Raw genomic sequence first — 22,038 nt, forward strand, 5'->3', positions numbered from 1 at the left:
AATCATGGCTGAAGCTGGTGCACGCCGCCCGTTTTTCCGTCGTCGCAAGAGCTGCCCGTTCACGGGCGCCAATGCTCCGAAGATCGACTACAAGGACTCCAAGCTCTTGATGCGTTACGTCTCCGAGCGCGGCAAGATCGTGCCGAGCCGCATCACCGCGGTGTCCGCGAAGAAGCAGCGTGAGCTCGCTCGCGCCATCAAGCGCGCGCGCTTCCTGGGCCTCCTGCCCTACGTCATTCGCTGATACGACCAATTCGACCGGCGGACGCTGCGCCGCCGGTCGCGACTTTTTCGAACTCATAAGGCTTCCGGGTCGTCCGGTCGCCGATGGTTGGGGCAAGCGACGCCTCTAACCGCTCGAAGGGAGCGGGACAGCTGATGATGGCCTTTGGACTGATAGCCCTGATCGCCGGCGCTGCGTCGGCCCTGATGTTCGCCTCGATCATCTCGGGCGCGCTGATCGCGCTTGTCCTGTTCTATCTCGCTCCGCTCCCCCTGATGGTCGCCGCGATCGGCTGGGGCCCGCTTTGCGCGAGCCTCGGCGGCATCGCTGCCGCGATCGGCCTTGGCGCCCTGTTCGGCCTGCCCTACTGCATCGCCTTCGCCGTCACCGTCGCGTTGCCGGCGTGGTGGCTCGGCCATCTCGTCCTGCTCGGACGTCAGGTGGGAAGCGCCGCGTCTGCGACCGGCACCGCGCCCTCCGCGGAGCCGGACGTCGAGTGGTACCCGGTCGGCCGCATCCTGCTCTGGATTGGAGGTTTCGCGACGCTGACCACGATGGCCGCTTTGCTCACGCTCGGGACCGACGCCGAGACCATCATCGGCACGTTGCGCCGTGGCCTGACGCGCCTCCTGCGCGCCACCGACCCGCAAACTTCGGGCGAAGCCAGCCAGTTCGTCGACGCGCTGGTGCGCATCGCACCCGCCGCCGCCACGATTGCCGCGACGATGACGCTCACCCTCAACCTCTGGCTCAGCGCCAAGGTGACCGCGACGTCGGGCCGGCTGCGCCGTCCCTGGCCGGACCTCAAGACCACCGAGCTGCCGCAGATGACGCTGGTGGTGCTGTGCATCTCCCTCGCCTTCTGCTTCACCGGGGGGCTGCTTGGCATCGTGGCGCAGATCGCCACCGCCGCGCTGATGATGAGTTATGCGCTGGCCGGTTTCGCCGTATTGCATACGCTGACGCTCGCGCTGAACGGCCGCACGTTCTGGCTCGGCTCGACCTACGCCGCCGTCGTCGTGTTCGGATGGCCCGTGGTCGCGATGGTGATTCTTGGGCTTGCGGATGCCTTGTTCGGCTTGCGCGAACGCTTCCTGCGCAGCCGGCAGCCGCCGCCACTGCCTACACCCTGAGTTCAACCCGAAACTGAAACCTCGAGAGCACTTCAAAAGGAGAACGAATATGGAAGTCATTTTGCTGGAACGCGTCAACAAGCTCGGCCAGATGGGCGAAGTCGTGAAGGTTCGCGACGGCTACGCTCGCAATTTCCTGCTCAAGCGCGGCAAGGCGCTGCGCGCCACCGCCGACAACCGGGCCAAGTATGACGGCATGAAAGCCGAGCTCGAAGCGCGCAACCTCGCCTCGAAGGCCGAGGCGTCCAAGGTCGCAGAGAAGATCGAGGGCAAGAACATCATCGTGATCCGCCAGGCCTCGGAAGCCGGCCAGCTGTTCGGCTCGGTCAACGTGCGTGACATCGTGCTCGCGTTCGAAGCCGACGGCGTTTCGCTCGCCCGTCCGCAGATCCAGCTCGACGCGCCGATCAAGACCATCGGCAAGCACTCGATCACCGTTGCCGTTCATCCCGAAGTCGAGGTCGAGATCACCGTCACGGTTGCCCGCAGCCAGGACGAGGCCGAGCGCATCAACCGCGGCGAGGACATATCGACCCGCAACGAGGATCGCGACGCGGCCGCCGAGGCGATCGCCGCCGCCGGCGAGTTCTTCGATCCGGAAGCCCAGCACGACGAGGTCGCGCCGGCGCCGGCTGCGGAAGAGAAGTAAGCAGCTGAACTCGTCATTCGGGGACGGTCTGCAAGACCAGACCCGGATGACGATCCCGATCAAAGCCCGGCTGCCTCACGCGGCCGGGCTTTTCGTTTTCGCAACGACGTCCTCGCTCAGCATCGCGATCGAGGTGGCCGTATGCTTCTCGACGCCGTCGCTGACGCAGAACACGTCGGCGGCGACCACCGCGACCTGGCGGCCCGGCTTGATCACCCGGGCGCGGCAGATCAGCTTTTCGCCGACCGCAGGCGACAGCAGATTGAGCTTGTATTCCGCTGTCAACGCCGGCTGGCCGCGCGACGTGGCGGCTGCGATCGTGGTGGCGTTGTCGACCAGGAAGGCGGTGACGCCGCCATGGAAGAAGCCGTGCTGCTGTAACAGCTCCGGCCGGCGCTCCACGGCGATGGTGCAGGTGCCGCGCGCCAATTCGGAGAGCTCGGCGCCGACCAGGTTCATGAAACCCTGCCGGCCGATATTGGCGTGGATGCGCTCGGCAATCGGCGCAAATTCCGGATCAGCTTCGGCCCGCATGCGATCTCCCCTTATTGCTTGTTGATGCGATCGAACGGCCTCAGCGCACGATTGGCGCAGGCGATCAGCGTGTCCGCCTCGATGCGCGGATCGGTGCGCTCGCGACCCGACAGATAGGCGCGGCAGAAAATCTGCGCCGGACCGATCAGCTGGCTAACGAACATCACCGGCGTCATCGGGAGAAGTTCGCCGCTTGCGACAAGCGGCGCGCGCCAGCGCTCAATGCCTTCGGCAAGCCGCGCATTCTGCGCCCGCTGGGCGTCGCGCACGTCTTCGCCCCACTCGCTGCGCGAGATCTCGAAGAGGTAGCGCGCCTCGCGCCGGCTGGTGACGATCCAGTCGAGATGCGCCCGGATCAGGCGATCGATGCCCTGCTCGGCGTCGGGGCCGGAATCGAGCGCAGCCAGTATCGCGGCGTGATAGTGCCGCAGGACCTCCAGAAACAACGCACCGGCAAGTTCTTTCTTCGAACCGAAGACGTGGAAGAAGCTGCCGTTGGAAGCCCGCGCGCGGGTGCGGATCGCAGCCACCGTCGCGGCTTCGAAGCCGACGCGGTCGAACACGGCAAGGCCGGCCGCCAACAGATCGTCTCGTACGCTCGCCGTCATGGGCGCCTCCTAGAGCAATACTCTAGAGCACTACTCTAATGACGGTCAAGACGATGCGAAGGCCGCGGATGGGCGCGGCCTTCGCATCGTCGATCGAAAGATCCGGGTGACTTAGCGCGAGATCGGCGGCGCCGGCGGACCGGAGGACGCAGGCGGCGCCGGCGGCGGCGGGGCTGCAGCGGTCGCGGGCGGCGCCTGTTCCTGCGGCTTGGCCGCGGGGGCCGGCTCGGCAGGTTTCGGAGCAGCCTCTTCCACCGGCTTGGGCGCGGCCGGCTCAGCGGGCTTGGCGGCGGCTGGAGCGGCCGGCGTCACCTGCGGGACCGGATCTGGCCGCAGCGCCGGCGTCTCGCTGCGCGGCTCGACCTTGGCGCTGTCAGGCTTGACGGGCTCCGGCTTCGGCTCGCTCTTCTTGTCGTCGCTCGCCGGCGCCGCGGCATCGACCTTCGGGGCTTCCTCCGTGTCGGGCTTGGCGCGCCGCTTGCCTTTGCGTGCCTCGGGCGCAGCCTCTCCCTCCGGCTTGGCACCCTCCTCGGCCGGCCGCGCCGCACGCTTCTGGCGCGTACCCTCGGCGGCAGAAGCAGCGCCCTCGCCGTCCGGCCTCGCGGCATCCTGCGCGCGCTGGCGCCGACCCTGTTGTTCAGGCGCGGCGCCGTCCTTCTTGGCGTCCTTGGCCTGATAGCGGGTGTCGGTGGCACCGTTCGAGATCAGATAGGCGGAGAGGACGCCCGCCATGTCCGAACTCGTCGTGTAGTGCTGGCGCAGGAATCCCGGCAGCGAGCCGGGCGACACGGACTTCAGCAGCCCGCGCGGGCTCTTGTGGCAGACATTGCAGGTCTGCGAGAACAGCTGCGACGGGGTCTTGCCAGCCTCGAGATTCGTCGCCTGCGCAAGAACGGAATTAGCCGCACCGAAGCCAATCAGAAGCAACACCGTCGCGAGGCTGAGCGCTCGGCTCGACATTCCCATCATCTCCGTTGAATTTCCGCAAATGCAGCCGGCATCCGGCGCGGCGGCGGTCACCTTTTAACCGATTGAGCCGCGAATGGAAGCAGGTCCGCGCGCAAGGATGTGATTAAGCGGTTTTCGAATATCTACTTTGAACACAGTGCAATAGCGCAGCCGGAACCGGCTCGCTAGATTTGAATGCAAACGCATAGGAACCGCTGCGGCGCCTGGGCGTCAGTTATAAAGGCCGGGTAGTCGCATCTTTCGGGTTCGCTCGAGAGGATTGCCGATGGACCGTTTGTTGCGTCGATTTCTGTCCCAATTCATCCGCCGCGGGTCGTTGACGGTGACCAGCGCGAGCGGGTCGAAGTTCACCGTCGGCGACGGCTCCGGCGAGCCGGTCGCAGTCCGCTTCGTCACTGCGGACTCCGAGCGGAGGGTCCTCGTCAATCCCGAGCTGGGGCTGGGCGAGGCCTACATGAACGGCGAGTTCGTGGTCGAGCGCGGCACCATAGCTGATGCCCTCGCGATCCTGCTCGATCAACCCGACCCATTGCCGCAGTGGGCAAAGCCGTGGTGGCACCTGCGCTACCTGACGCGGCACCTCAAGCAGTTCAATCCCCGCCCGCGCTCCCGTCAAAACGTGGCTCATCATTACGATCTCGACGGCCGGCTCTATTCGCTATTTCTCGATGCCGACAAGCAATATAGCTGCGCCTATTTCGAGACGCCCCAGATGTCGCTGGACGACGCGCAGCTTGCCAAGAAGCGGCACATCGCGGCGAAGCTTCTCGTCGGCAATGGCCAGCGCGTGCTCGACATCGGCTCCGGCTGGGGTGGCCTCGGGCTCTATCTCGCCGAGATCGCGGGCGCCGACGTCACCGGCATCACGCTCTCGACCGAGCAGCTGCAGGTCGCCAATGCGCGCGCCGCCGAAAAGGGCCTGACGGGCTCGGCCAGATTCCAGCTCCAGGATTATCGCGACGTCGAAGGTACGTTCGACCGCATCGTCTCCGTCGGCATGTTCGAACATGTCGGGGCGAGGTTCTACGACGCCTACTTCCAGCGCTGCGCCGAGCTGCTGAAGGAAGACGGCATCATGCTGCTGCATTCGATCGGCCGTTCGCAGGGACCGGATTCGACCAATCCGTGGATCGCCAAATACATCTTCCCCGGCGGCTACATCCCCGCCCTCTCGGAGGTGCTGCCGGCGATCGAGCGAGCGGGCCTGCTGGTCTGCGACATCGAGATTCTGCGCCTGCACTACGCAGAGACGCTGAAGGCCTGGCGCGAGCGGTTCATGGCGCGGCGCGAGGAAGCCGTGCAGCTCTACGACGAGCGCTTCGCCTTGATGTGGGAATTTTACCTCGCGGCCTGCGAGATGACGTTCCGCAAGCAAGCCATGATGAACTTCCAGATCCAGATCACCCGTCGCCAGGGCGTGGTGCCGATGACCCGCGACTATATTCCGCAGGAAGAAGCACGGCTGCGGGCCCGGGAGGGCGCGGCCATGCCGAAGCTCAAGCTGGCTGGTGAATAGGTCCGGATCCTAGTGACGAAGCGTCGAAATCCCGGACGTCCGGAATGATGCCGTTAACGCCAATTGCGCCCGCAATTCGAGCAGGATTTCGGGTGCGACCGGCTGGCGACGCACCTCGGGGCGCTCCGCGTGCTTCATAGCCGCGATCAGCCCCGACAGCCAAAGCCGGCTGCCTGCCTCGCTTTGCCAGTTCTGGTGCTGCCGTTCTGGCTGCATCGCTCGCCTCGTATCCCTGTTGGCGGGGGAATGAGATAATCCCCTGCCCATCCGCCTGTTCCGGCATGACACCCGAAAGAATCCGGGGAGATGTGATCTGCTTCACAGAAGTCTGGTCGGGCCTGGCCTAGACCGTCGCCATGAGCAAAGAGACCCAAACCTCATTTGACGTGCAGGACGACCTCCGCACCGATTACGCCCTGATCGTCACCGGCGTTGGGGCGGCTCTGGTTGCGCTGGTCTACCTCCTGCTGGTCTGAGGCCGAGCCGAATCGGTCAGCGTGCGTCATTTCGCGCGCCTCTCGATAGGTCTGCGCGTCAGCCCCCAGGGTTCACGGGTTTCAGGATTTTTCCGCGGCGCGACACAGCCCTCTGCGCCGAGCGAGTTCCGCCAAAATCCAGTCAAGCGCGGCGCGTGCTGCGGCTGCTAATCATCCACCATTTTAACTGAGCGGTTGATAGCGGTCAGCTTTTGCTTCCGCTTTGACCTGCGGCGGCGCTTTATCCCGGCCCCGCATCCGCCCAAGAAAATTGCTAAGCACGCCCGACCATGGCACTGACTGATTCGAACGTTCTCAAACTCGCGCCCGATGCCGGAACTCCCGCCTATCGGAGCGCACCGCACAATATCGAGGCGGAACAGAGCCTTCTGGGCGCGATCCTGGTCAACAACGACGCCTTCTACCGCGTCTCCGACTTCCTGGAGGCCAAGCACTTCTTCGAGCCGCTGCACCAGACCATCTTCGAGACCGCCGGCAGCCTGATCCGGATGGGCAAGATCGCCACCCCGGTCACGCTGAAGACGTTCCTGCCGGCCGATACCGATGTCGGCGGCATGACCATCGGACAATACCTGGCGCGGCTTGCGGCCGAAGCCACCACCATCATCAACGCCCAGGACTATGGCCGCACCATCTACGATCTGTCGTTGCGCCGCGACCTGATCGGCATCGGCGAGGACATGGTCAACGTCGCCTATGACGCGCCGGTCGACTTCCAACCGCGGGCGCAGATCGAGGATGCCGAGCGCAAGCTGTACGAGCTCGCCGAGTCCGGCCGTTATGATGGTGGCTTCCAGAAATTCTCGCAGGCGCTCACCGTCGCGGTCGATCTCGCGGCCAAGGCATTCCAGCGCGACGGCAAGCTGTCGGGTATTTCGACGGGCCTGCGTGACCTCGACACCAAGATGGGCGGTCTGCAGCATTCCGACCTCATCATCGTCGCGGGACGCCCCGGCATGGGCAAGACGTCGCTGGCGACCAACATCGCCTACAACGTCGCGCAGGCCTACGTGCCGGAGCTTCAGGCCGACGGCACCATGAAGGCCGCCAATGGCGGCGTGATCGGCTTCTTCTCCTGCGAAATGTCGGCCGACCAGCTCGCCACGCGTATCGTGGCCGAGCGCACCGGCATTCCCTCCTCCCACATCCGCCGCGGCGGCATCACGGAAGCCGATTTCGAGAAGATCCGGCAGGTCTCGATCGAGCTGCAGTCGCTGCCGTTCTACGTCGACGCCACCGGCGGCCTGTCGATCGCGCAGCTGATGGCGCGCGCGCGCCGGCTCAAGCGCCAGAAGGGCCTCGATCTCCTGGTGATCGACTACATCCAGCTGCTCTCGGGTTCAGGCAAGCGAAGCGACAATCGCGTGCAGGAAATCACGGAGATCACGACCAGCCTGAAGGCGCTGGCCAAGGAGCTCAACGTCCCCGTGATCGCGCTGTCGCAGCTGTCACGTCAGGTCGAATCGCGCGACGACAAGCGGCCGCAGCTCTCGGACCTGCGCGAATCCGGCTCGATCGAGCAGGACGCCGACGTCGTGCTGTTCGTGTTCCGCGAGGAATATTACCTCGCCATGAAGGAGCCGCGCCCCGGCACCGAAGAGCATGCCAAATGGCAGGCCGACATGGAACGCACGGTCGGCCGCGCCGAAGTCATCATCGGCAAGCAGCGCCACGGTCCGACCGGCACCGTCGAGCTGCACTTCGATGCCTCGGTCACGCGCTTCGGCGACCTCGCGCATGACGGCCAACTGCCGGACCGCAGCGACTACTAGATTGTTCCCCGGGTTGAACGGGGCCGGTCTCTTGCGTAAAACGACGCCATGACAATGGCGTCCGCCCCGAAATCAATCCCGCAATCCGGCCCCCTCTCCCCGGAGGCCAACCAGGCTGCCGCGCTCGCCGCCTTCGGCGGCGTGCTGACCGTCGATATCGATGCGATCATCGCCAATTGGCGCAAGCTCGAGAAGATCGCGGTGCCGGCCGAATGTTCGGCGGTGGTCAAGGCCGACGCCTATGGCTGCGGCGCCGAGCAGGTGTCGCGCGCCCTGAGCAAAGCCGGTTGCAAGACCTTCTTCGTCGCCACCATCGAGGAAGCGCGCAAGGTGCGCGCCGCCGTTCCGGAGCCCACGATCTACGTGCTCGGCGGCTATTTCCAGAACACCGGCGAGCACTACGCCAAGATCAATTGCCGTCCGGTGATCGGCGATCTCAACGAGCTCGCCGAATGGGACGTGTTCTGCCGCCGCACCGGCTGGAACGGGGGCGCCGCTGTTCACATCGACACCGGCATGAACCGGCTCGGGCTGACGCTGTCGGAAGCGCAGGCCATCATCCCCCGCATCAACGCCGGCGATCACGGCATCACGCTGGTGATGAGCCATCTGGTCTCGGCCGAGCAGCTCAACAGCCCGATCAATGCCAGACAGCTCGCGGCCTTCCGCAGCATCGCCAGTGAGTTCACAGGCGTGCCGGCGGCGCTCGCCAACTCCTCCGGCATCTTCCTCGGCGCGCCCTTCCAGTTCGACCTGGTGCGGCCGGGAGCTGCGCTCTACGGCGTCAACCCGACGCCGGAGGCCGACAATCCCATGCAGCAGGTGGTCGACCTCAAGGCGCGCATCGTGCAGATCCGCAGCATCGAGCGCGGCGATACCGTCGGCTATGGCGGCACCTGGACCGCGCGGCGGCCGACGAAACTGGCGATCATCGCGGTCGGCTATGCCGACGGCTATTTCCGCGCTGCCAGCTCCAATGACGGCACCCGCGGCGCCGATGTCATCGTGGCGGGCAAGCGCTGCCCTGTCGCGGGCCGCATCTCCATGGACCTGATCGCGATCGACATCACCGATCTGCCGCCGAACGCGGTGCGGCGCGGCCACATGGTGACGCTGCTCGGCGAAGGCATCACCGTCGACGAACTCGCGCACCATTTCGGCACGATCGGCTATGAGGTGCTGACCAGCCTCGGCCGCCGCTATGCCCGCGTCTACAAGGGCGGCAATGTCGAGGAGCCGCTGACGAAGCCGGAGCCCGCCTCGAACGCCGGGCAGCCGCCTTCCCCACCGCCGATCGAACAGCCGTCGGCGTTGCCGCCGCTGCCGAGTTAACACGCGCGCGTGCCCCGGACGCAGCGCAGTGCGCCGCACTTCGCGGCGTAGTGCGCTGCAGAGCCGCAGCCCATATCTCAGCAGTTCACCGTGTCGCCTTCTGGATCCCGGCTCGCGCTCCGCGCGTCCGGGACACAAGGATTATTTCTTCTTTCTGCTGTCCAGCGCCGTCTTGCAGGTGGCGCTGAGCTGGTCGCGCTTGGCGTTGAGACAGGCGACGATGCCGCCACCCGGCGCGATGCCGGCGCAGAATTTGTCGTAGTCCGCCTTGCACGCGCCGCGCGTTTCGGCTGACTGTGCCGTGGCCCCGGAGAACGCGACGACGAAGGCGGTAGCGGCAAAGCTCAACTTGGACATTGTATCTCCAGGGACGAAAGGCAGAGCCGGTAGCTCTAGATGAAGATTGCGACATTCAACATCAACAACATCAACCGCCGCCTGCCCAATCTGTTGGCATGGCTGCGCGCTGCGAAGCCCGATGTCGTCGCGCTTCAGGAGTTGAAGGCAAGTGATGGCGAATTTCCGGCGACCGCCATCGAAAGGGCCGGCTATGGCGCGGTGTGGCGTGGACAAAAGACATGGAACGGCGTCGCCATCCTCGCCCGCAATGCCGAGCCCGTGCTGACGCGCGACCGCTTGCCGGGAAAGCCTGCCGATCTCGAAGCGCGCTACATCGAGGCCGCGGTGCGCGGCGTCATCGTCACCAGCATCTATCTGCCCAACGGCAATCCGCAGCCGGGACCGAAATTCGACTACAAGCTCGACTGGTTCGCGCGGCTGCGGCGGCACGCCAACGCATTCATCAAGCAGGACCTGCCGGTGGTGCTCGCCGGCGACTACAACGTCGCGCCCACCGAGATCGACATCTATCCGACGCGCTCATGGGACAAGGATGCGCTGATCCAGCCGAAGAGCCGCGCGGCCTTTGCCGCGCTGGTCGAGCGAGGCTGGTGCGACGCGATCCGCGAGCTGCATCCGGACGAGCGCATCTACACGTTCTGGGACTACAAGCGGAACCGCTGGCCGCGCGATGCGGGCCTGCGGCTCGACCATCTCCTGCTCAGCCCTGCCCTCGCCCCGCGCCTCGCCAAAGCCGGCGTCGACAAGAAGATCCGCGGCGAGGACGGCGCCAGCGATCACGCGCCGGCGTGGGTGGTGTTGCGGTGACCCAAATGCAGTCAGCAGCGGGCCGCCCGATAAAAGTATGAAAAACAACCCCATGCACAGTAGCCGACCTCTGTCCGCTCAATGACTTACGGGTAAACCGAAATCAAAGTTGATCCGTCGGGCAAAACACTGGCATGATGTCACCATCGAAGGCGTCCACGTCGCGCCGAGGGCTCTTCAGATCGCCCCTTCATCGGGAATATTGAGAACGGTACCGCAGGCCTTGCAATGCACGGCGTCGGCATCGTGCCTCTGGAGCCCGCACGTCGGGCATGGAAACCGCACCTTGTGGGGACTGAGGAGTGCGCGGGCGAGATTGAAGAACAGAGTAACGCCAAAAATCATGATCACGACGGTGATCAGGCGACCGAACGTGCCTGACAAGGTGATGTCGCCAAAGCCGGTCGTCGTCAGCGCCGTGACGGTGAAATACAGGGCATCGGCATAGTTTCGGATCTCGTCGTTGCGAAACTTCTGGGTCTCGTAGACGATCCCGGTCATGACGAAGATGAAAACGGCGAGGTTCGTGACGGCGAAGATGACCTCTTCGTTGCGACGAAAGAACGGGGAATCGATGCGCAGCCTCACCAGCATCTGGTAGTCGCGAAGCAGGCCCAACGTCCGCAGAATCCGGAGAAAGCCGCCCGCCTCGCCGGCAAGCGGCGCCAGGAAGGATACGATCGCGACCATGTCAGCCCACGTCGCGAGCTGGGTGAATTTTTGAAACGGATGCCGATCGACCAGGAGTCGGGCGGAGAAGTCGGCAAGCAGAATGACGCCGAACAGCACGTCGAGCGTCTCGACGATGTCACTGGGCGGCAGGAAAGAGGTTGCAATGATGAACAGCACCGTCACGATATCGAAGATGAGCAGCGCATAACGGAAGCGCACGCCGTCCGGCGTTGCGCCCTCGTAGAGGAGGCGGACACTGCTTCGGAGAGACGTGAGGGTCACTGGAAGAATCTCGGTTTGCGAGGATGATGGCAACTCGGAGCGCGAGCCGCAACCGACGATGCTTGTACAGCTGCGTGGACTCGCGATTAGGAACCAGGAGTGCAGCGCGGGTGTTCAGCTCTTTTTGGGGGCTGAATGCTCAAACCCGAGGATTGTCGCAAGCTTGCGGAGCAATACCGAGCGCGCGCGAATGATGCCACATCGGCGAAGCGCCTCGCCAATGTGCTTCTGAGCGTTTCCAACGCCTATCTCGCTCTGGCGAGCCAACTGGAGCTCCTTGCGTCCGTCGAACATCAGGAGCACGCGAGGAGAGCCGGTCGGAACGTTCAAGGCTGAGCCGTCAGATGAAAGATGGCAACCGAGCCGGCGGCGGCGCCATGACGCCTCATCATTGCGGTGCCGCGATAGAGCTCGCCCCGCTGATCCCTCGGAGGGAAGCCTCTTGACCTCCGCGCCCTGGTAAGCATACTGGTCTGACCACGATCAGACCAAAGAGACGGGGATGGAGTTCAAGCGAGCCGCCGACGGCGAAAAGGGGTTCGAGAAGGTGTTTGCCTTCCTGCGCGAGCGCCTGCTTACCGGCTCGCTCCGGCCGGGCGACCGCCTGATTTCGGAGCGCGAGCTCGCCACCCTTCTCGGCGTCAGCCGGCCAATCGTCCGCGAGGCGCTGCGCGCCCTCACCGTCCTCGGGATCGTCGAGATCCGCGACCGCATCGGCACCGTCGTGACGCGGCCAGATGTCTCGGTGCTGAACGACTTCTTCACCTTCGCCCTCGCCCAGCAGGCCGACATGCTCGAGGACGTCATGCAGGCGCGCGTCGCGATCGAATGCCAGGCGATCCGCCTCGCCTGCGAACGTGCCAACATCGCCGATTTCGAACGGCTGCAGCGGGCCCTGGCGAAGATCGGCGAGACGATCGACGAAGCCGATGCCGGCGGTATGGCCGATTTCGACTTCCACCGCGCCATCGTCGTCGCCTCGCATTCGGAGACGCTAAGCGTGCTGCACGCGTCGATGGCTGGCCTGTTGACACATTCGCATCGCAGCCGCCGCGAGCTGGTGCAGGCCTTCCCGTCGATGAAGACCTACCTTGTCGACGATCACCGCCGCATCTTCGAAGCCCTCATTGCGCGCGATCCCGAGCGCGCGGATGCGACGCTGCGCAAGCATTTCGCCATCGGCGACGAATACCGCAGACGCGCCGTCGTCGGCGACATCGACAAGACCAGTGCCTCGGGCTGATCGCGCACAGCCCTCAATCAAGACGCCGATTAAACAAGAAACGGACTGACGACATGGGACGGAACGACAAGGGCAAGGTCGGCTTCATCGGCATCGGCACGATGGGCCGGGAGATGGTGCGCAACCTGCAGGCGGCGGGCCACGCGGTCCGCGTCTTCGATCTGAACGAAGCCGCGCTGGCCGACAGCGTCAAGGAAGGCGCGACGCGTGCCAAAAGCCCTGCCGATGCCGCGCAAGGCACCGATATCGTCATCACCATGCTGCCCGACACGCCCCACGTCGAGGCGACGATCTACGGCGAGCAGGGCCTGCTGAATTCCCCGCCGCCGGGCAAGCTGATCGTCGACATGAGCACGATCTCGCCGGTTGCCGTCCGCCGCATCCATTCGGACCTGCAGAAGACAGGCGTCGGCTTCATCGACGCGCCGGTCTCCGGCGGGCCGGTGGGCGCCAGGAACGCCGCGCTCTCGATCATGGCCGGCGGCGATGCGGACACGTTCGCCAAGGCCGAGCCGTTCTTCCGCGCTATGGGCACGACCATCACCCATGTCGGCGCATCCGGCGCCGGCCAGACCGTCAAGCTCTGCAATCAGCTGATCTGCGGCATCAACATCCAGGCGATCTGCGAGGCGCTCGCGCTCGGCCGCGCTTCGGGCCTCGATCTCAACCTGCTGCGCCGGGTGCTGCTCGGCGGCTCCGCCGCTTCCTGGATGCTGGACAAGCTCGGCCCCGCGATGATCGCCGGCGACGTCTCCGCGGGCTTCCGGATCGATCTGCAGCTCAAAGACCTTCGCCTGGTGCAGGAGCACGCACAGGCCCTGAACGTGCCCTTGCCCGGCACCGCGCTCGTCACCAGCCAATATGTCGATGCGCGCGCCCATGGCGAAGGCAGCAACGGCAACCAGGCGCTGTTCCGCGTCTATGACCGCATGACCAACCAGACCACCGGCTGACCCTGGAACGATGAGCCTCCAACTCGACTTTCCCGCAGTGCTGGAGCGTTGGCCGAGCTTTCTGGCCGGCGCCGTCCTCACGCTTGAGTTGGCATTCTTCGCGACCGTGCTAGGCGCTCTGCTCGGCACGCTCGCGGCGGTCGGACGCGGCACGCACAATTCGCTGATTGCCGGTGCCTGCAAAGTCTATGTCGAGACCATCCGCAACACCCCGCTGCTGGTGCAGATCTTCCTGGTCTATTTCGGCCTCGCCAGCCTCGGCCTGAAATACTCCGCGTTCACGGTGGCGGTGGCGGCGCTGACCATCAATGTCGGCGCCTATACCGCCGAGATCATGCGGGCCGGCTTCGAGGCGATCCCGCGCGGGCAGATCGAGGCCGCCGAGGGGCTGGCGCTGTCGCGCTTGCAGATCTACTGGCACATCATCCTGCTGCCGGCGGTCGAGAAGGTCTATCCTGCGCTCACCAGCCAGTTCGTGCTCCTGATGCTGGCCTCCTCGGTCTGCTCGCAGATCTCGGCCGAGGAGCTCACCGCGGTCGCCAACTACATCCAGTCGGACACCTATCGCGCGTTCGAGACTTACATCATCGTCGCCGTGCTCTACGTCATCCTGTCGCTGGTGATGCGTGCCGGCTTCTGGGGCCTCGGCCTCCTCCTGTTTCCGCGCCGGCGCCGGCTCGGCACGCCGTTGTGAGATGACTATGGGCGGACATCTCAACATCAATCACCTGATGTTCCTCGGCCAGGGCGCGCTGTGGACCATTGGTCTGTCGCTGATCGCGCTGATCGGCGGCGGCATCGTCGGCTTCGTGATCGCACTGGCGCGCATCTCGCCGCTGAAATCGGTGCGGCTCGCCAGTGCGATCTATGTCCAGTTGATCCAGGGCACGCCGCTGCTCGTCATCCTGTTCCTCGGCTATTTCGGTCTTGCCGCGATCGGCCTGAAGGTCTCGCCGCTGGTCGCGGCCGGTGCCTCGTTGACGCTCTACGTCGCGGCCTATCTCGGCGAGATCTGGCGCGGCTGCATCGAGTCTGTGCCGAAGCCGCAATGGGAGGCCGCCGAAGGTCTGGCGCTGAGCCGGACCCAGCGCATGGTCAAGGTGATCCTGCCGCAGGCGATCCGCATTGCGACGCCGCCGACCGTCGGCTTCATGGTGCAGATTATCAAGAACACCTCGCTCGCCTCCGTGGTTGGCTTCGTCGAGCTGATGCGCTCGGGGCAGATCGTCAACAACTCGCTGTTCGAGCCGTTCGCCATCTACGCCATCATCGCCGTCACCTACTTCGCCATGTGCTATCCCCTGTCGCTGTTCAGCCAGAGGCTGGAACGGCGGATGGGGCGTGGCAGGTCCAACCTCGCGCCAGCCTGACATGCAGCAAAACGCCCCCTCCTCCGAACCGATCGTGTCGCTCCACAACGTGCAGAAGAGCTTTGGCGCGCTCCGCGTGCTCGACGGCGTCTCCTTTGCCGTTGCACGTGGCGAGGTGCTCGCCCTGATCGGCCGCTCCGGCTCCGGCAAGAGCACCGCGCTGCGCTGCATCGACCGCTTCGAGAAGGTCGACGGCGGCCAGATCGTGGTCTGCGGGCATCGCGTCGACCGTCCCGACGTGAACTTGCGTGCGCTACGCCAGGACGTCGGCATCGTGTTCCAGAGCTACAATCTGTTTCCGCACCTCACCATCGAGCAGAACATCACGCTCGCGCCCTGCGCGGTGAAGGGCATGGCGACGTCGCAGGCCAAGGATCTCGCACGAAAAGTTCTGGCGCAGGTCGGGCTGGATGAGAAGCTGCACGCCTATCCCGAGCAGCTCTCGGGCGGCCAGCAGCAGCGCGCCGCAATCGCCCGCTCGCTCGCCATGCAGCCGAAGGTGATGCTGTTCGACGAGGTCACCTCCGCGCTCGATCCCGAACTCACCGGCGAAGTGCTGAAGGTGATCGAACAGCTCGCGGCTGACGGCATGACCATGGTGATGGTCACCCACGAAATGGGCTTCGCCAAGGGCATCGCCGACCGGATCGTGTTCATGCATCGAGGCAAGGTCCACGAGACCGGACCTGCCTCGATCCTGACGTCGCCGACCACGCCCGAACTCACGCAATTCGTGGGAACGGGAAACCTAAAATCATAACAGGGAGAGGAGAACCAGGGATGACCAAGAAGATAGTGCTGGGAACGGCCGCCGCGTTGTGCGGCCTCATCATGATCGCGGCAACGCCCGCATCGGCCGATCTGCTCGACGACATCATGAAGGCAAAGAAGATCCGCATATCGACCGACCTCGCCATCCCGCCCTCGGGCATGATGGATTCCACGATGAAGCCGACCGGCTCCGATGTCGAAGTGGCGCAGCTCCTCGCCAAGGATTGGGGCCTCGAGCTGGAATTCATCCAGACCACCGGTGCGACCCGCATCCCGAACGTCCTGACCGGCAAGGCCGACATCATCATCTCGACCCTGTCGGTGACGGCCGAGCGTGCCAAGGTGATCGACTTCACCAAGCGCTATGCGACGCTGCAATCCGACGTCGGCTGCCTGAAATCGTCGACCGTGAAGGACTGGCCGGACCTGAAGGACAAGTCGATCGGCGTCTCGCGCGGCACCACGCAGGACACAACCTTGTCCAACATGAAGGACAAGGACCTCAAGATCGCGCGCTATGACGACGATGCCACCATGGTGACGGCGGCGGTCTCGGGCCAGGTCGACTGCGTCGGCTCGTCCGCGACAATCATCAACCAGATCGGCGTGAAGAATCCCTCGCGCGTGTTCGAGTCCCGGATTCCGCTGGCGACCTTCGACCTCGCGATCGGCCTGAAGAAGGGCGAGCAGCCGCTGATGGACAAGCTCAACGCCTGGATCACCGAGAACGTCAAGAACGGCAAGCTCAACGCCATCTACAAGAAATTCCACGGCGTCGATCTGCCGGCGGACATGCGCAGCTGAACCACGGGGAAAGACATCGTGACAGCCGCGCCCGGCTGTCACGGTCATGCAAAGATCAAGAAGGACAAAGAATGCGTCTCGTCATCGGATCCGACCACGCCGGCTGGCCGCTCAAGCAGACCGTCATCGACCACATCCGCAAGCTCGGCCACGACGTCATCGATGTCGGCTCCTATGACGACAAGCCGGTGGATTTCCCCGACATCGCCCGCGCCGTGGCGGCGAAGGTGACGTCGGGCGAAGCCGCGCGCGGCATCATGGTGTGCGGCACCGGCGTTGGCGCCTCGATCGCCGCCAACAAGATGAAGGGCATCCGCGCCGCGGTCTGCCACGACGTCCACTCCGCGCATCAGAGCGTCGAGCATGACGACGTCAACGTAATGTGCATCGGCGCGCAGATCGTCGGCGCGTGGCTCGCTGTCGATCTCGTGTCGTCGTACCTGTCCGCCGAATTCTCCACCGACGAGGATTTCCGCCGCCGCGTCGAGAAGCTGCGCGTCATGGACGAGGAAGGCTGAGGGCTCTCCGCCATGATCCTGGTGTTCGGATCGCTCAACATCGATCTGGTCGCGCAGGCCCCGGTGATTCCAGGTCCCGGCCGAACGGTGCTGGCGCCGTCCTACCGGACGCATTTCGGCGGCAAGGGTGCCAATCAGGCCGTTGCCGCCGCGCGGATCGCCGGGCCTGGACGCGTGAGCATGGCTGGCCGCGTCGGCCGGGACGGATTTGGCGACAGCGCGATCGAGAACCTCAGAGCCAACGGCGTCGACGCCGACCGCGTCATCAGAGCCGACGAGCCGACCGGCTGCGCTTTCATCACTGTCGATCAGGCCGGCGAGAACGCAATCACGGTGGCGAGCGGCGCCAACATGACGGCGCGTGCCGGCGATCTTGCGAGCGAGCTGTTCAATTTGGACACCGTGCTAGTGCTTCAGATGGAGGTGCCCTTTGCGCACGCGCTGGAAGCTGCCCGAAGAACCGCCGCCGCCTCCGGCACCGTCATCTGGAACCTTGCACCCGTTCCGGAGCAGATGACGCGTGAGATGGTCACGGAGCTTCTCGCCGTCACCGACTATCTCCTCGTCAACGAGCACGAGGCGCGCGACGCCGCCACCGCCATCGGCCTGGCGTCCGCCGACTACGAAGCCGCAAGCACCGGACTCGCGAAGTCCGGCAACCTCACCTGCATTGTCACCGCCGGCGCACAAGGCGCGCTCGCCGTGACGGCGGAAGGCACCCGCCTGCGGGCGCCCGCCCAGCGCATCACGCCGGTGGACCCGACCGGCACCGGCGACACTTTCGTCGGCGCCTTTGCGGCGATGATCAGCGAAGGCGTGTCGCTGCAACGCGCGCTCGAAGTGAGTTGCGAAGCGGCGGCTTTGAAATGCCTCAAGGCCGGCGCCCAGACCGGCATGCCCATGCGCAGAGCGATGGGCTCCCTCGCGTAGGACTGATCGCCCGCATCGCTGCCCGCGGCTAAACTCTCCCGATTCCTGGAGGCTGTTTTGGCCTTTCTCTTCGTCCTCGCCGTCGGCCTCGTCGCCGGCACCATCTCCGGCATCGTCGGCACCGGCTCCTCGATCATGCTGATGCCGGTGCTGGTCTATGCCTATGGCCCGAAGGAAGCGGTGCCGATCATGGCGGTCGCTTCCGTCATGGCGAATTTTTCGCGGATCCTGGCGTGGTGGCGCGAGGTCGATTGGCGGGCCTGCGCGGCCTATTCGGCGACGGGCATCCCGGCGGCGGCGCTCGGCGCGCGGACGCTGCTGGCACTGCCCTCGCATGCCGTCGATCTCACCATCGGCCTCTTCCTGATCGCGATGGTGCCGGTGCGGCACTTTCTGGCGCGGCACGAGCTCAAGGCCAATCTCTGGCATCTCGCCATCGGCGGCGCGCTGATCGGCTATCTCACCGGCATCGTGGTCTCGACCGGGCCACTCAGCGTGCCGTTGTTCCTGTTCTATGGCCTGTCCAAGGGCGCGTTCCTCGCCACCGAAGCGGCCTCCTCGCTCGGGCTCTATTTCGCGAAGTCGGTGACTTTCGAGCGTTTCGGCGCCCTGACCGGGGAGGTCTTCATCAAGGGTCTGATCGCGGGCGCCTCACTGATGTCGGGCGCCTTCATCGCCAAACGCTTCGTGCTGCATCTGAGGCCGGAAACCTTCCGCCTGCTGATGGACGCGATCATGATCGCGGCGGGGCTCTCGATGCTCTGGACCGCGGCGCAGCCGTGACCCAGCCGCAACTCAGACGGCGAATTCGGGGGTGATCGATGGGCTATCAGAGACGACCCGGCTCGCCACGGCCGGCTGCCCGTCGAGCCCCCGCAGCACGGCCTCGAGGGGCTGCGGCCGCTGATAGAGGAACCCCTGCCCGAGCCGCACGCCCATCTCGCGCATGGCCTCCGCCTGCTCGGCGCGCTCGATGCCTTCGGCGACCAACGTCAGTCCCAGCGTGGCGCCGAGCGAGGCGATGACGCCGACAATGGCCTTGTCCTCGGCGCTGTCGGGGATCTCGCTGATGAACGCCTTGTCGATCTTCACCTTGTCGAGCGGAAACCGGCGCAGATGCGCGAGCGAAGAATAGCCGGTGCCGAAATCGTCGAGCGCGATCGTGGCTCCCAGGCGCCGCAGGCGATGCAGCGTTTCGGAGGCGCTGGCGATGTTGTTGATCAGCGATCCCTCCGTGATCTCGAGCTCGAGCATCGATGCCGCGACACCGAAGCGCGCGCAGGTCGCATGCAGCTCGGCGGCGAGCGAGTGGTCGGCAAGCTCGGACGGCGGCAGATTGATCGCGATCCGCAGCTGAGGCCTGCCCGCAGCGGCCAATTGCTGCAAGGCCCGGCAGGCATCGGTCAGCACGTAGCGGGTCAGCCGCGCATTGTTGCCGCTGCGCTCGATCAGCGGCAGGAATTCGCCGGGGCCGATCACGCCGTGCTCGGGATGGCGCCAGCGGATCAGCGCTTCCAGCCCGACGACCTCATGGCTGTCGAGATCGACCTGGCTCTGGTACCAGACCTCGAACTGGCCCTCGGCAAAGCCGGTGGGAATGGCGAGCTCGAGATCCCTGCGGCGGCGATAATCGCGCTGGAGCGCTTCGTCCAGCACGGCGACCGTGCCGGGCGCCTTGCTCTTGGCGTGATAGAGCGCGATGTCGGCGAGCGTCGGCAGATGCGACAGCTCCGGATCGTCGGCGTGGCGCACGGCAAGGCCGATGCTGGCGCGCGGCACCACCTGCTTGTCGTGGAGGCGGATCGGCTCGGAAATGGCATCAAGCACGCGTTGAGCGAATGCGTGCGCGGCCTGCTCGTCGCTCACCTCGGGGCGGATGACGACGAACTCGTCGCCGCCGAGCCGGGCGACCCAGTCCTCGGCTTCGACCGCGCGACGAAGGCGCTGCGAAATCTGGACCAGGAACGCATCGCCGGCCTCGTGACCGAAGGTGTCGTTGATGCCCTTGAAGTCGTCGAGATCGATGAAGCAGAACGCGACCAGCGTATCCGGCGCGCCTCCATTCTGGCTCGTCACGGCGAGACGCTCGGTCAGGGAGCGCCGGTTCGGCAGCCCGGTGAGCGGATCGTGCGTCGCCATGTGCCCGAGCCGGTCCAGCGCGCCCGACGTCGTGTGCTGCATGGCGTTGAAAGCGCGCGCGAGCTGGCCGAATTCGTTCGAGGACGTGACATCGGCCGGATAGGCCCGGCCGTCCTGCTTGCTGCGCTGGATCGCCGACATCATGGCCGCGAGTGGCCTGCCGATGAAAATGTTGGCGGAGATGCGCATGGCGATCAAGGTCGCAAACGTTGCGAGGAGCCCGACGACGAGCAGCAGCAGCAGGCGGCTGCCCGCATCCGCGTACAGCGTCGCACGCGAATAGGCGATGGCGATGCGGCCGGCCTGAACGGCCATGTTACCGTTGCTGTAGTGGATCGGGTGCGAGACCTCGGCGACCGACTGGCCCTGGGGGCGCGCGACCACGCGGGCGATCGCAGCGCCGGTATCGTCATAGACGGCCGCCGCCGCAATGTTCTCGTCGTGCATGATCTCGTTGAGCACGCCCGTGACCTGGTCGTAGCGCATCTTCCAGAGCGGCTCGGCGATCAGCTCGGCCCGGCTCTCGGCGACGCGGGCCATGCGGGCGTCGAGTTGCCTGAGCTGCGACCAGAAGCTCGATGCCTCGACGCCGGCGGACGCGAGCAATTGCACCAGCAGCAGAACGGGCACGGTGGCCCAGATCATCGCGTGGACGACCGAGCGCAAGCGCGGCGGCGCTGCCTGCTCGTTGCGATCCGGCTCGGTCATCGCCTCATCCTTGCGCATCAGTCGGCAACGCCTTCGGCGACCGGCAGCGACGAGATGAGCGCATCGAGGGAAAAGTCATACTGGCCGCAGCGCCCGGCCTTCGCCCGGAACCGCGCGAAGTCGATCCGGTCGAACGCACGGGTCTTGATGAGATCGCCGACCGAAGCGAGATTGTCGCGCGTGATCGCCGACGTCTTCACCTCGACGCGGGGCGAGACGGCTGCAAAATCGCAGCCATCGGCATAATCGCGCAGGAGAACGACGGACCAGCCGCCGAGCAGGAAATGCCCGCCATCGGTCAGGAGCATGCGGCCCGCCTTGATCTCGCGCAGAGCATCCTCCGACCAGTTGAGGCCGACCACCTGGATGTTCTCGCCGGGCACAAGGCCGGCGGCGATCGTCGCGCGCAGCGCGCCGAGCGCCATCGGATCGTTTCCGGCCCAGATCCCGGCGGGCCGGATCTGCTTGCGCGCGGCCCAGCTCAGGTAGTTTGCCGTGACCCGCTCGGCCTCGGACTTCGTCCAGTTGGCGAACAGCATGCGGTCCACCACGACGTCGGACGCAGCATCCACCGCGAGCGTGAGGCCGGCGTTGCGGGCGATCGAGGCGGGCGTGGTCTCGTCGCCACCGATGCCGAGAATGTGGATCTTGCCGTCCGCGCTCTGCCATTTCTCGGCACGCGCCGCGGTGATCAGCGCATTGGCCATCCGCGCGCCCGCGGTCTGAAGATCGGTCGTGATGTCGCCGAGCCAGGTCTTGAGCTTTTGCCTCGGCGGTCCAAGGCGCACGGCGTCCTCGCCGATCAGCGTGTTCGAAAGCAGCAGCGTATTGACGCCCGCGGCTTCGGCCGCCTCCAGGATGGGAACGGCGGCGGATTCCTCGTTCGACAGGATGAGGAAGTCGGGCTTGTCGGGACGGGCCACCACGCCGAAGCCGAGCTCCTGCATGGTGCGGTAGTTCCGCTCGCTGGTCAGCACCTCGACATGCGCATCGAGCTTGCGGCCGGCGGCCTGCATGGTCTGCGCGACCATGTCCCAATAGACCTCGCCGGACTTGCCGGGATTGACGAAGACGATGTTGAGGGGCTTGGCGATGCTACCGCCAACCGACCCAAAAACGCCGCAGGCCATGCCCGCCGCGAGCAATATTCGCAGGAATCTCGTCAATTTTGCCGCCCCCATTGGTTCCGAGATTGGACCCACGTCCGCTAAGAATTGGCAAAATCGCACCGGGCACAGCGGCGCAGGG

Annotated in this window: 24 protein-coding genes; 16 read left to right on the plus strand and 8 right to left on the minus strand. The window is 65.4% G+C overall.

Going from position 1 to position 22,038, the window contains the following annotated elements; all coding sequences use genetic code 11:
• Positions 1–4 precede the first annotated feature (4 nt).
• The 3 genes from rpsR to rplI all read left to right on the plus strand — a co-directional run bounded on the left by rpsR (position 5) and on the right by rplI (position 2,005).
• On the plus strand, positions 5–244 hold the full coding sequence (gene rpsR, locus ACM43_RS37045; RefSeq protein ID WP_007592020.1) for a 30S ribosomal protein S18: 240 nt from the start codon (positions 5–7) through the stop codon (positions 242–244).
• Positions 245–378: 134 nt separating this feature from the next.
• Complete coding sequence (locus ACM43_RS37050; RefSeq protein ID WP_271547036.1) at positions 379–1,356, plus strand: DUF2232 domain-containing protein; 978 nt, start codon at positions 379–381, stop codon at positions 1,354–1,356.
• A 49-nt stretch (positions 1,357–1,405) separates the two neighbouring features.
• Positions 1,406–2,005 (plus strand): 50S ribosomal protein L9, encoded by a 600-nt coding sequence (gene rplI / locus ACM43_RS37055; RefSeq protein ID WP_036000730.1) that lies wholly within the window; start codon positions 1,406–1,408, stop codon positions 2,003–2,005.
• A gap of 75 nt (positions 2,006–2,080) precedes the next feature.
• On the opposite strand, the gene ACM43_RS37060 is transcribed toward rplI, so the two are convergent.
• The 3 genes from ACM43_RS37060 to ACM43_RS37070 form a co-directional block, all read right to left on the minus strand.
• The gene (locus ACM43_RS37060) at positions 2,081–2,539 is read right to left on the minus strand and encodes a PaaI family thioesterase (RefSeq protein ID WP_271547039.1); all 459 of its coding nucleotides are present in this window, start codon (positions 2,537–2,539) and stop codon (positions 2,081–2,083) included.
• Between the two features lie 11 nt (positions 2,540–2,550).
• Positions 2,551–3,147, minus strand: a complete 597-nt coding sequence (locus ACM43_RS37065) for a TetR/AcrR family transcriptional regulator (RefSeq protein WP_271547041.1) — start codon at positions 3,145–3,147, stop codon at positions 2,551–2,553.
• Between the two features lie 111 nt (positions 3,148–3,258).
• The gene (locus ACM43_RS37070) at positions 3,259–4,107 is read right to left on the minus strand and encodes a hypothetical protein (RefSeq protein ID WP_271547043.1); all 849 of its coding nucleotides are present in this window, start codon (positions 4,105–4,107) and stop codon (positions 3,259–3,261) included.
• A 274-nt stretch (positions 4,108–4,381) separates the two neighbouring features.
• On the opposite strand from ACM43_RS37070, the gene ACM43_RS37075 reads away from it, so the two are divergent.
• Positions 4,382–5,632: an SAM-dependent methyltransferase gene (locus tag ACM43_RS37075; RefSeq protein WP_271547045.1), complete on the plus strand. Its 1,251-nt coding sequence runs from the start codon at positions 4,382–4,384 to the stop codon at positions 5,630–5,632.
• Between the two features lie 9 nt (positions 5,633–5,641).
• Here ACM43_RS37075 and ACM43_RS37080 read toward each other — a convergent pair whose 3' ends face one another.
• Entirely contained in the window at positions 5,642–5,848 is a 207-nt protein-coding gene (locus ACM43_RS37080) for a transcriptional regulator (RefSeq protein ID WP_271547047.1), read from the minus strand.
• Between the two features lie 550 nt (positions 5,849–6,398).
• Here ACM43_RS37080 and ACM43_RS37085 point away from each other — a divergent pair.
• Both ACM43_RS37085 and alr read left to right on the plus strand, forming a co-directional pair.
• The gene (locus tag ACM43_RS37085) at positions 6,399–7,901 is read left to right on the plus strand and encodes a replicative DNA helicase (protein WP_271547049.1); all 1,503 of its coding nucleotides are present in this window, start codon (positions 6,399–6,401) and stop codon (positions 7,899–7,901) included.
• Between the two features lie 54 nt (positions 7,902–7,955).
• Positions 7,956–9,233 carry an alanine racemase gene (alr, locus tag ACM43_RS37090; RefSeq protein WP_271547272.1) on the plus strand — a complete coding sequence of 426 codons (1,278 nt, stop codon included), beginning with the start codon at positions 7,956–7,958 and terminating at the stop codon, positions 9,231–9,233.
• 141 nt (positions 9,234–9,374) lie between these two features.
• Here the strand turns inward: alr and ACM43_RS37095 are convergent, their stop codons facing one another.
• Positions 9,375–9,590: a hypothetical protein gene (locus tag ACM43_RS37095; protein WP_036022695.1), complete on the minus strand. Its 216-nt coding sequence runs from the start codon at positions 9,588–9,590 to the stop codon at positions 9,375–9,377.
• A gap of 39 nt (positions 9,591–9,629) precedes the next feature.
• On the opposite strand from ACM43_RS37095, the gene ACM43_RS37100 reads away from it, so the two are divergent.
• Complete coding sequence (locus tag ACM43_RS37100; protein WP_271547052.1) at positions 9,630–10,400, plus strand: exodeoxyribonuclease III; 771 nt, start codon at positions 9,630–9,632, stop codon at positions 10,398–10,400.
• Positions 10,401–10,577: 177 nt separating this feature from the next.
• On the opposite strand, the gene ACM43_RS37105 is transcribed toward ACM43_RS37100, so the two are convergent.
• Positions 10,578–11,354, minus strand: a complete 777-nt coding sequence (locus ACM43_RS37105; protein ID WP_271547053.1) for a potassium channel family protein — start codon at positions 11,352–11,354, stop codon at positions 10,578–10,580.
• A gap of 502 nt (positions 11,355–11,856) precedes the next feature.
• On the opposite strand from ACM43_RS37105, the gene ACM43_RS37110 reads away from it, so the two are divergent.
• The 9 genes from ACM43_RS37110 to ACM43_RS37150 all read left to right on the plus strand — a co-directional run bounded on the left by ACM43_RS37110 (position 11,857) and on the right by ACM43_RS37150 (position 18,726).
• Positions 11,857–12,597, plus strand: a complete 741-nt coding sequence (locus tag ACM43_RS37110) for a FadR/GntR family transcriptional regulator (RefSeq protein ID WP_271547054.1) — start codon at positions 11,857–11,859, stop codon at positions 12,595–12,597.
• Positions 12,597–13,550: an NAD(P)-dependent oxidoreductase gene (locus ACM43_RS37115; protein ID WP_271547273.1), complete on the plus strand. Its 954-nt coding sequence runs from the start codon at positions 12,597–12,599 to the stop codon at positions 13,548–13,550. Before ACM43_RS37110 ends, ACM43_RS37115 begins: the two co-directional genes overlap by 1 nt.
• 10 nt (positions 13,551–13,560) lie before the next feature.
• On the plus strand, positions 13,561–14,244 hold the full coding sequence (locus tag ACM43_RS37120) for an amino acid ABC transporter permease (protein WP_157284570.1): 684 nt from the start codon (positions 13,561–13,563) through the stop codon (positions 14,242–14,244).
• A 7-nt stretch (positions 14,245–14,251) separates the two neighbouring features.
• Positions 14,252–14,920 carry an amino acid ABC transporter permease gene (locus ACM43_RS37125; protein ID WP_271547055.1) on the plus strand — a complete coding sequence of 223 codons (669 nt, stop codon included), beginning with the start codon at positions 14,252–14,254 and terminating at the stop codon, positions 14,918–14,920.
• A 1-nt stretch (position 14,921) separates the two neighbouring features.
• On the plus strand, positions 14,922–15,680 hold the full coding sequence (locus tag ACM43_RS37130) for an amino acid ABC transporter ATP-binding protein (protein ID WP_036000768.1): 759 nt from the start codon (positions 14,922–14,924) through the stop codon (positions 15,678–15,680).
• A 20-nt stretch (positions 15,681–15,700) separates the two neighbouring features.
• Entirely contained in the window at positions 15,701–16,495 is a 795-nt protein-coding gene (locus ACM43_RS37135) for a transporter substrate-binding domain-containing protein (protein WP_271547058.1), read from the plus strand.
• 71 nt (positions 16,496–16,566) lie between these two features.
• Complete coding sequence (rpiB, locus tag ACM43_RS37140; protein ID WP_157284566.1) at positions 16,567–17,013, plus strand: ribose 5-phosphate isomerase B; 447 nt, start codon at positions 16,567–16,569, stop codon at positions 17,011–17,013.
• Positions 17,014–17,025: 12 nt separating this feature from the next.
• The gene (locus ACM43_RS37145) at positions 17,026–17,943 is read left to right on the plus strand and encodes a ribokinase (RefSeq protein ID WP_271547060.1); all 918 of its coding nucleotides are present in this window, start codon (positions 17,026–17,028) and stop codon (positions 17,941–17,943) included.
• A 57-nt stretch (positions 17,944–18,000) separates the two neighbouring features.
• Positions 18,001–18,726 (plus strand): sulfite exporter TauE/SafE family protein, encoded by a 726-nt coding sequence (locus ACM43_RS37150; protein WP_271547062.1) that lies wholly within the window; start codon positions 18,001–18,003, stop codon positions 18,724–18,726.
• Between the two features lie 12 nt (positions 18,727–18,738).
• Here ACM43_RS37150 and ACM43_RS37155 read toward each other — a convergent pair whose 3' ends face one another.
• Together ACM43_RS37155 and ACM43_RS37160 are read right to left on the minus strand one after the other, a co-directional pair.
• Entirely contained in the window at positions 18,739–20,790 is a 2,052-nt protein-coding gene (locus tag ACM43_RS37155) for a putative bifunctional diguanylate cyclase/phosphodiesterase (RefSeq protein WP_442869367.1), read from the minus strand.
• A gap of 17 nt (positions 20,791–20,807) precedes the next feature.
• Positions 20,808–21,920 carry an ABC transporter substrate-binding protein gene (locus ACM43_RS37160; RefSeq protein WP_271547274.1) on the minus strand — a complete coding sequence of 371 codons (1,113 nt, stop codon included), beginning with the start codon at positions 21,918–21,920 and terminating at the stop codon, positions 20,808–20,810.
• Positions 21,921–22,038: the final 118 nt, after the last annotated feature.

The organism is Bradyrhizobium sp. CCBAU 45321, from assembly GCF_028128975.1.
GTDB classification, from domain to species: Bacteria; Pseudomonadota; Alphaproteobacteria; order Rhizobiales; family Xanthobacteraceae; genus Bradyrhizobium; species Bradyrhizobium yuanmingense.

Bases quoted from the DNA above. Each gene is read 5' to 3' on its own strand.
- ACM43_RS37050 (WP_271547036.1), top strand. From the start codon at position 379: ATGATGGCCTTTGGACTGATAGCCCTGATCGCCGGCGCTGCGTCGGCC.
- ACM43_RS37125 (WP_271547055.1), top strand. From the start codon at position 14,252: ATGGGCGGACATCTCAACATCAATCACCTGATGTTCCTCGGCCAGGGC.
- ACM43_RS37160 (WP_271547274.1), bottom strand. From the start codon at position 21,920: ATGGCCTGCGGCGTTTTTGGGTCGGTTGGCGGTAGCATCGCCAAGCCC.
- ACM43_RS37075 (WP_271547045.1), top strand. From the start codon at position 4,382: ATGGACCGTTTGTTGCGTCGATTTCTGTCCCAATTCATCCGCCGCGGG.
- rpsR (WP_007592020.1), top strand. From the start codon at position 5: ATGGCTGAAGCTGGTGCACGCCGCCCGTTTTTCCGTCGTCGCAAGAGC.
- rpiB (WP_157284566.1), top strand. From the start codon at position 16,567: ATGCGTCTCGTCATCGGATCCGACCACGCCGGCTGGCCGCTCAAGCAG.
- ACM43_RS37080 (WP_271547047.1), bottom strand. From the start codon at position 5,848: ATGCAGCCAGAACGGCAGCACCAGAACTGGCAAAGCGAGGCAGGCAGC.
- ACM43_RS37135 (WP_271547058.1), top strand. From the start codon at position 15,701: ATGACCAAGAAGATAGTGCTGGGAACGGCCGCCGCGTTGTGCGGCCTC.
- ACM43_RS37070 (WP_271547043.1), bottom strand. From the start codon at position 4,107: ATGTCGAGCCGAGCGCTCAGCCTCGCGACGGTGTTGCTTCTGATTGGC.
- alr (WP_271547272.1), top strand. From the start codon at position 7,956: ATGGCGTCCGCCCCGAAATCAATCCCGCAATCCGGCCCCCTCTCCCCG.
- ACM43_RS37155 (WP_442869367.1), bottom strand. From the start codon at position 20,790: ATGACCGAGCCGGATCGCAACGAGCAGGCAGCGCCGCCGCGCTTGCGC.
- ACM43_RS37145 (WP_271547060.1), top strand. From the start codon at position 17,026: ATGATCCTGGTGTTCGGATCGCTCAACATCGATCTGGTCGCGCAGGCC.
- ACM43_RS37085 (WP_271547049.1), top strand. From the start codon at position 6,399: ATGGCACTGACTGATTCGAACGTTCTCAAACTCGCGCCCGATGCCGGA.
- rplI (WP_036000730.1), top strand. From the start codon at position 1,406: ATGGAAGTCATTTTGCTGGAACGCGTCAACAAGCTCGGCCAGATGGGC.
- ACM43_RS37100 (WP_271547052.1), top strand. From the start codon at position 9,630: ATGAAGATTGCGACATTCAACATCAACAACATCAACCGCCGCCTGCCC.
- ACM43_RS37095 (WP_036022695.1), bottom strand. From the start codon at position 9,590: ATGTCCAAGTTGAGCTTTGCCGCTACCGCCTTCGTCGTCGCGTTCTCC.
- ACM43_RS37110 (WP_271547054.1), top strand. From the start codon at position 11,857: ATGGAGTTCAAGCGAGCCGCCGACGGCGAAAAGGGGTTCGAGAAGGTG.
- ACM43_RS37065 (WP_271547041.1), bottom strand. From the start codon at position 3,147: ATGACGGCGAGCGTACGAGACGATCTGTTGGCGGCCGGCCTTGCCGTG.
- ACM43_RS37130 (WP_036000768.1), top strand. From the start codon at position 14,922: ATGCAGCAAAACGCCCCCTCCTCCGAACCGATCGTGTCGCTCCACAAC.
- ACM43_RS37060 (WP_271547039.1), bottom strand. From the start codon at position 2,539: ATGCGGGCCGAAGCTGATCCGGAATTTGCGCCGATTGCCGAGCGCATC.
- ACM43_RS37120 (WP_157284570.1), top strand. From the start codon at position 13,561: ATGAGCCTCCAACTCGACTTTCCCGCAGTGCTGGAGCGTTGGCCGAGC.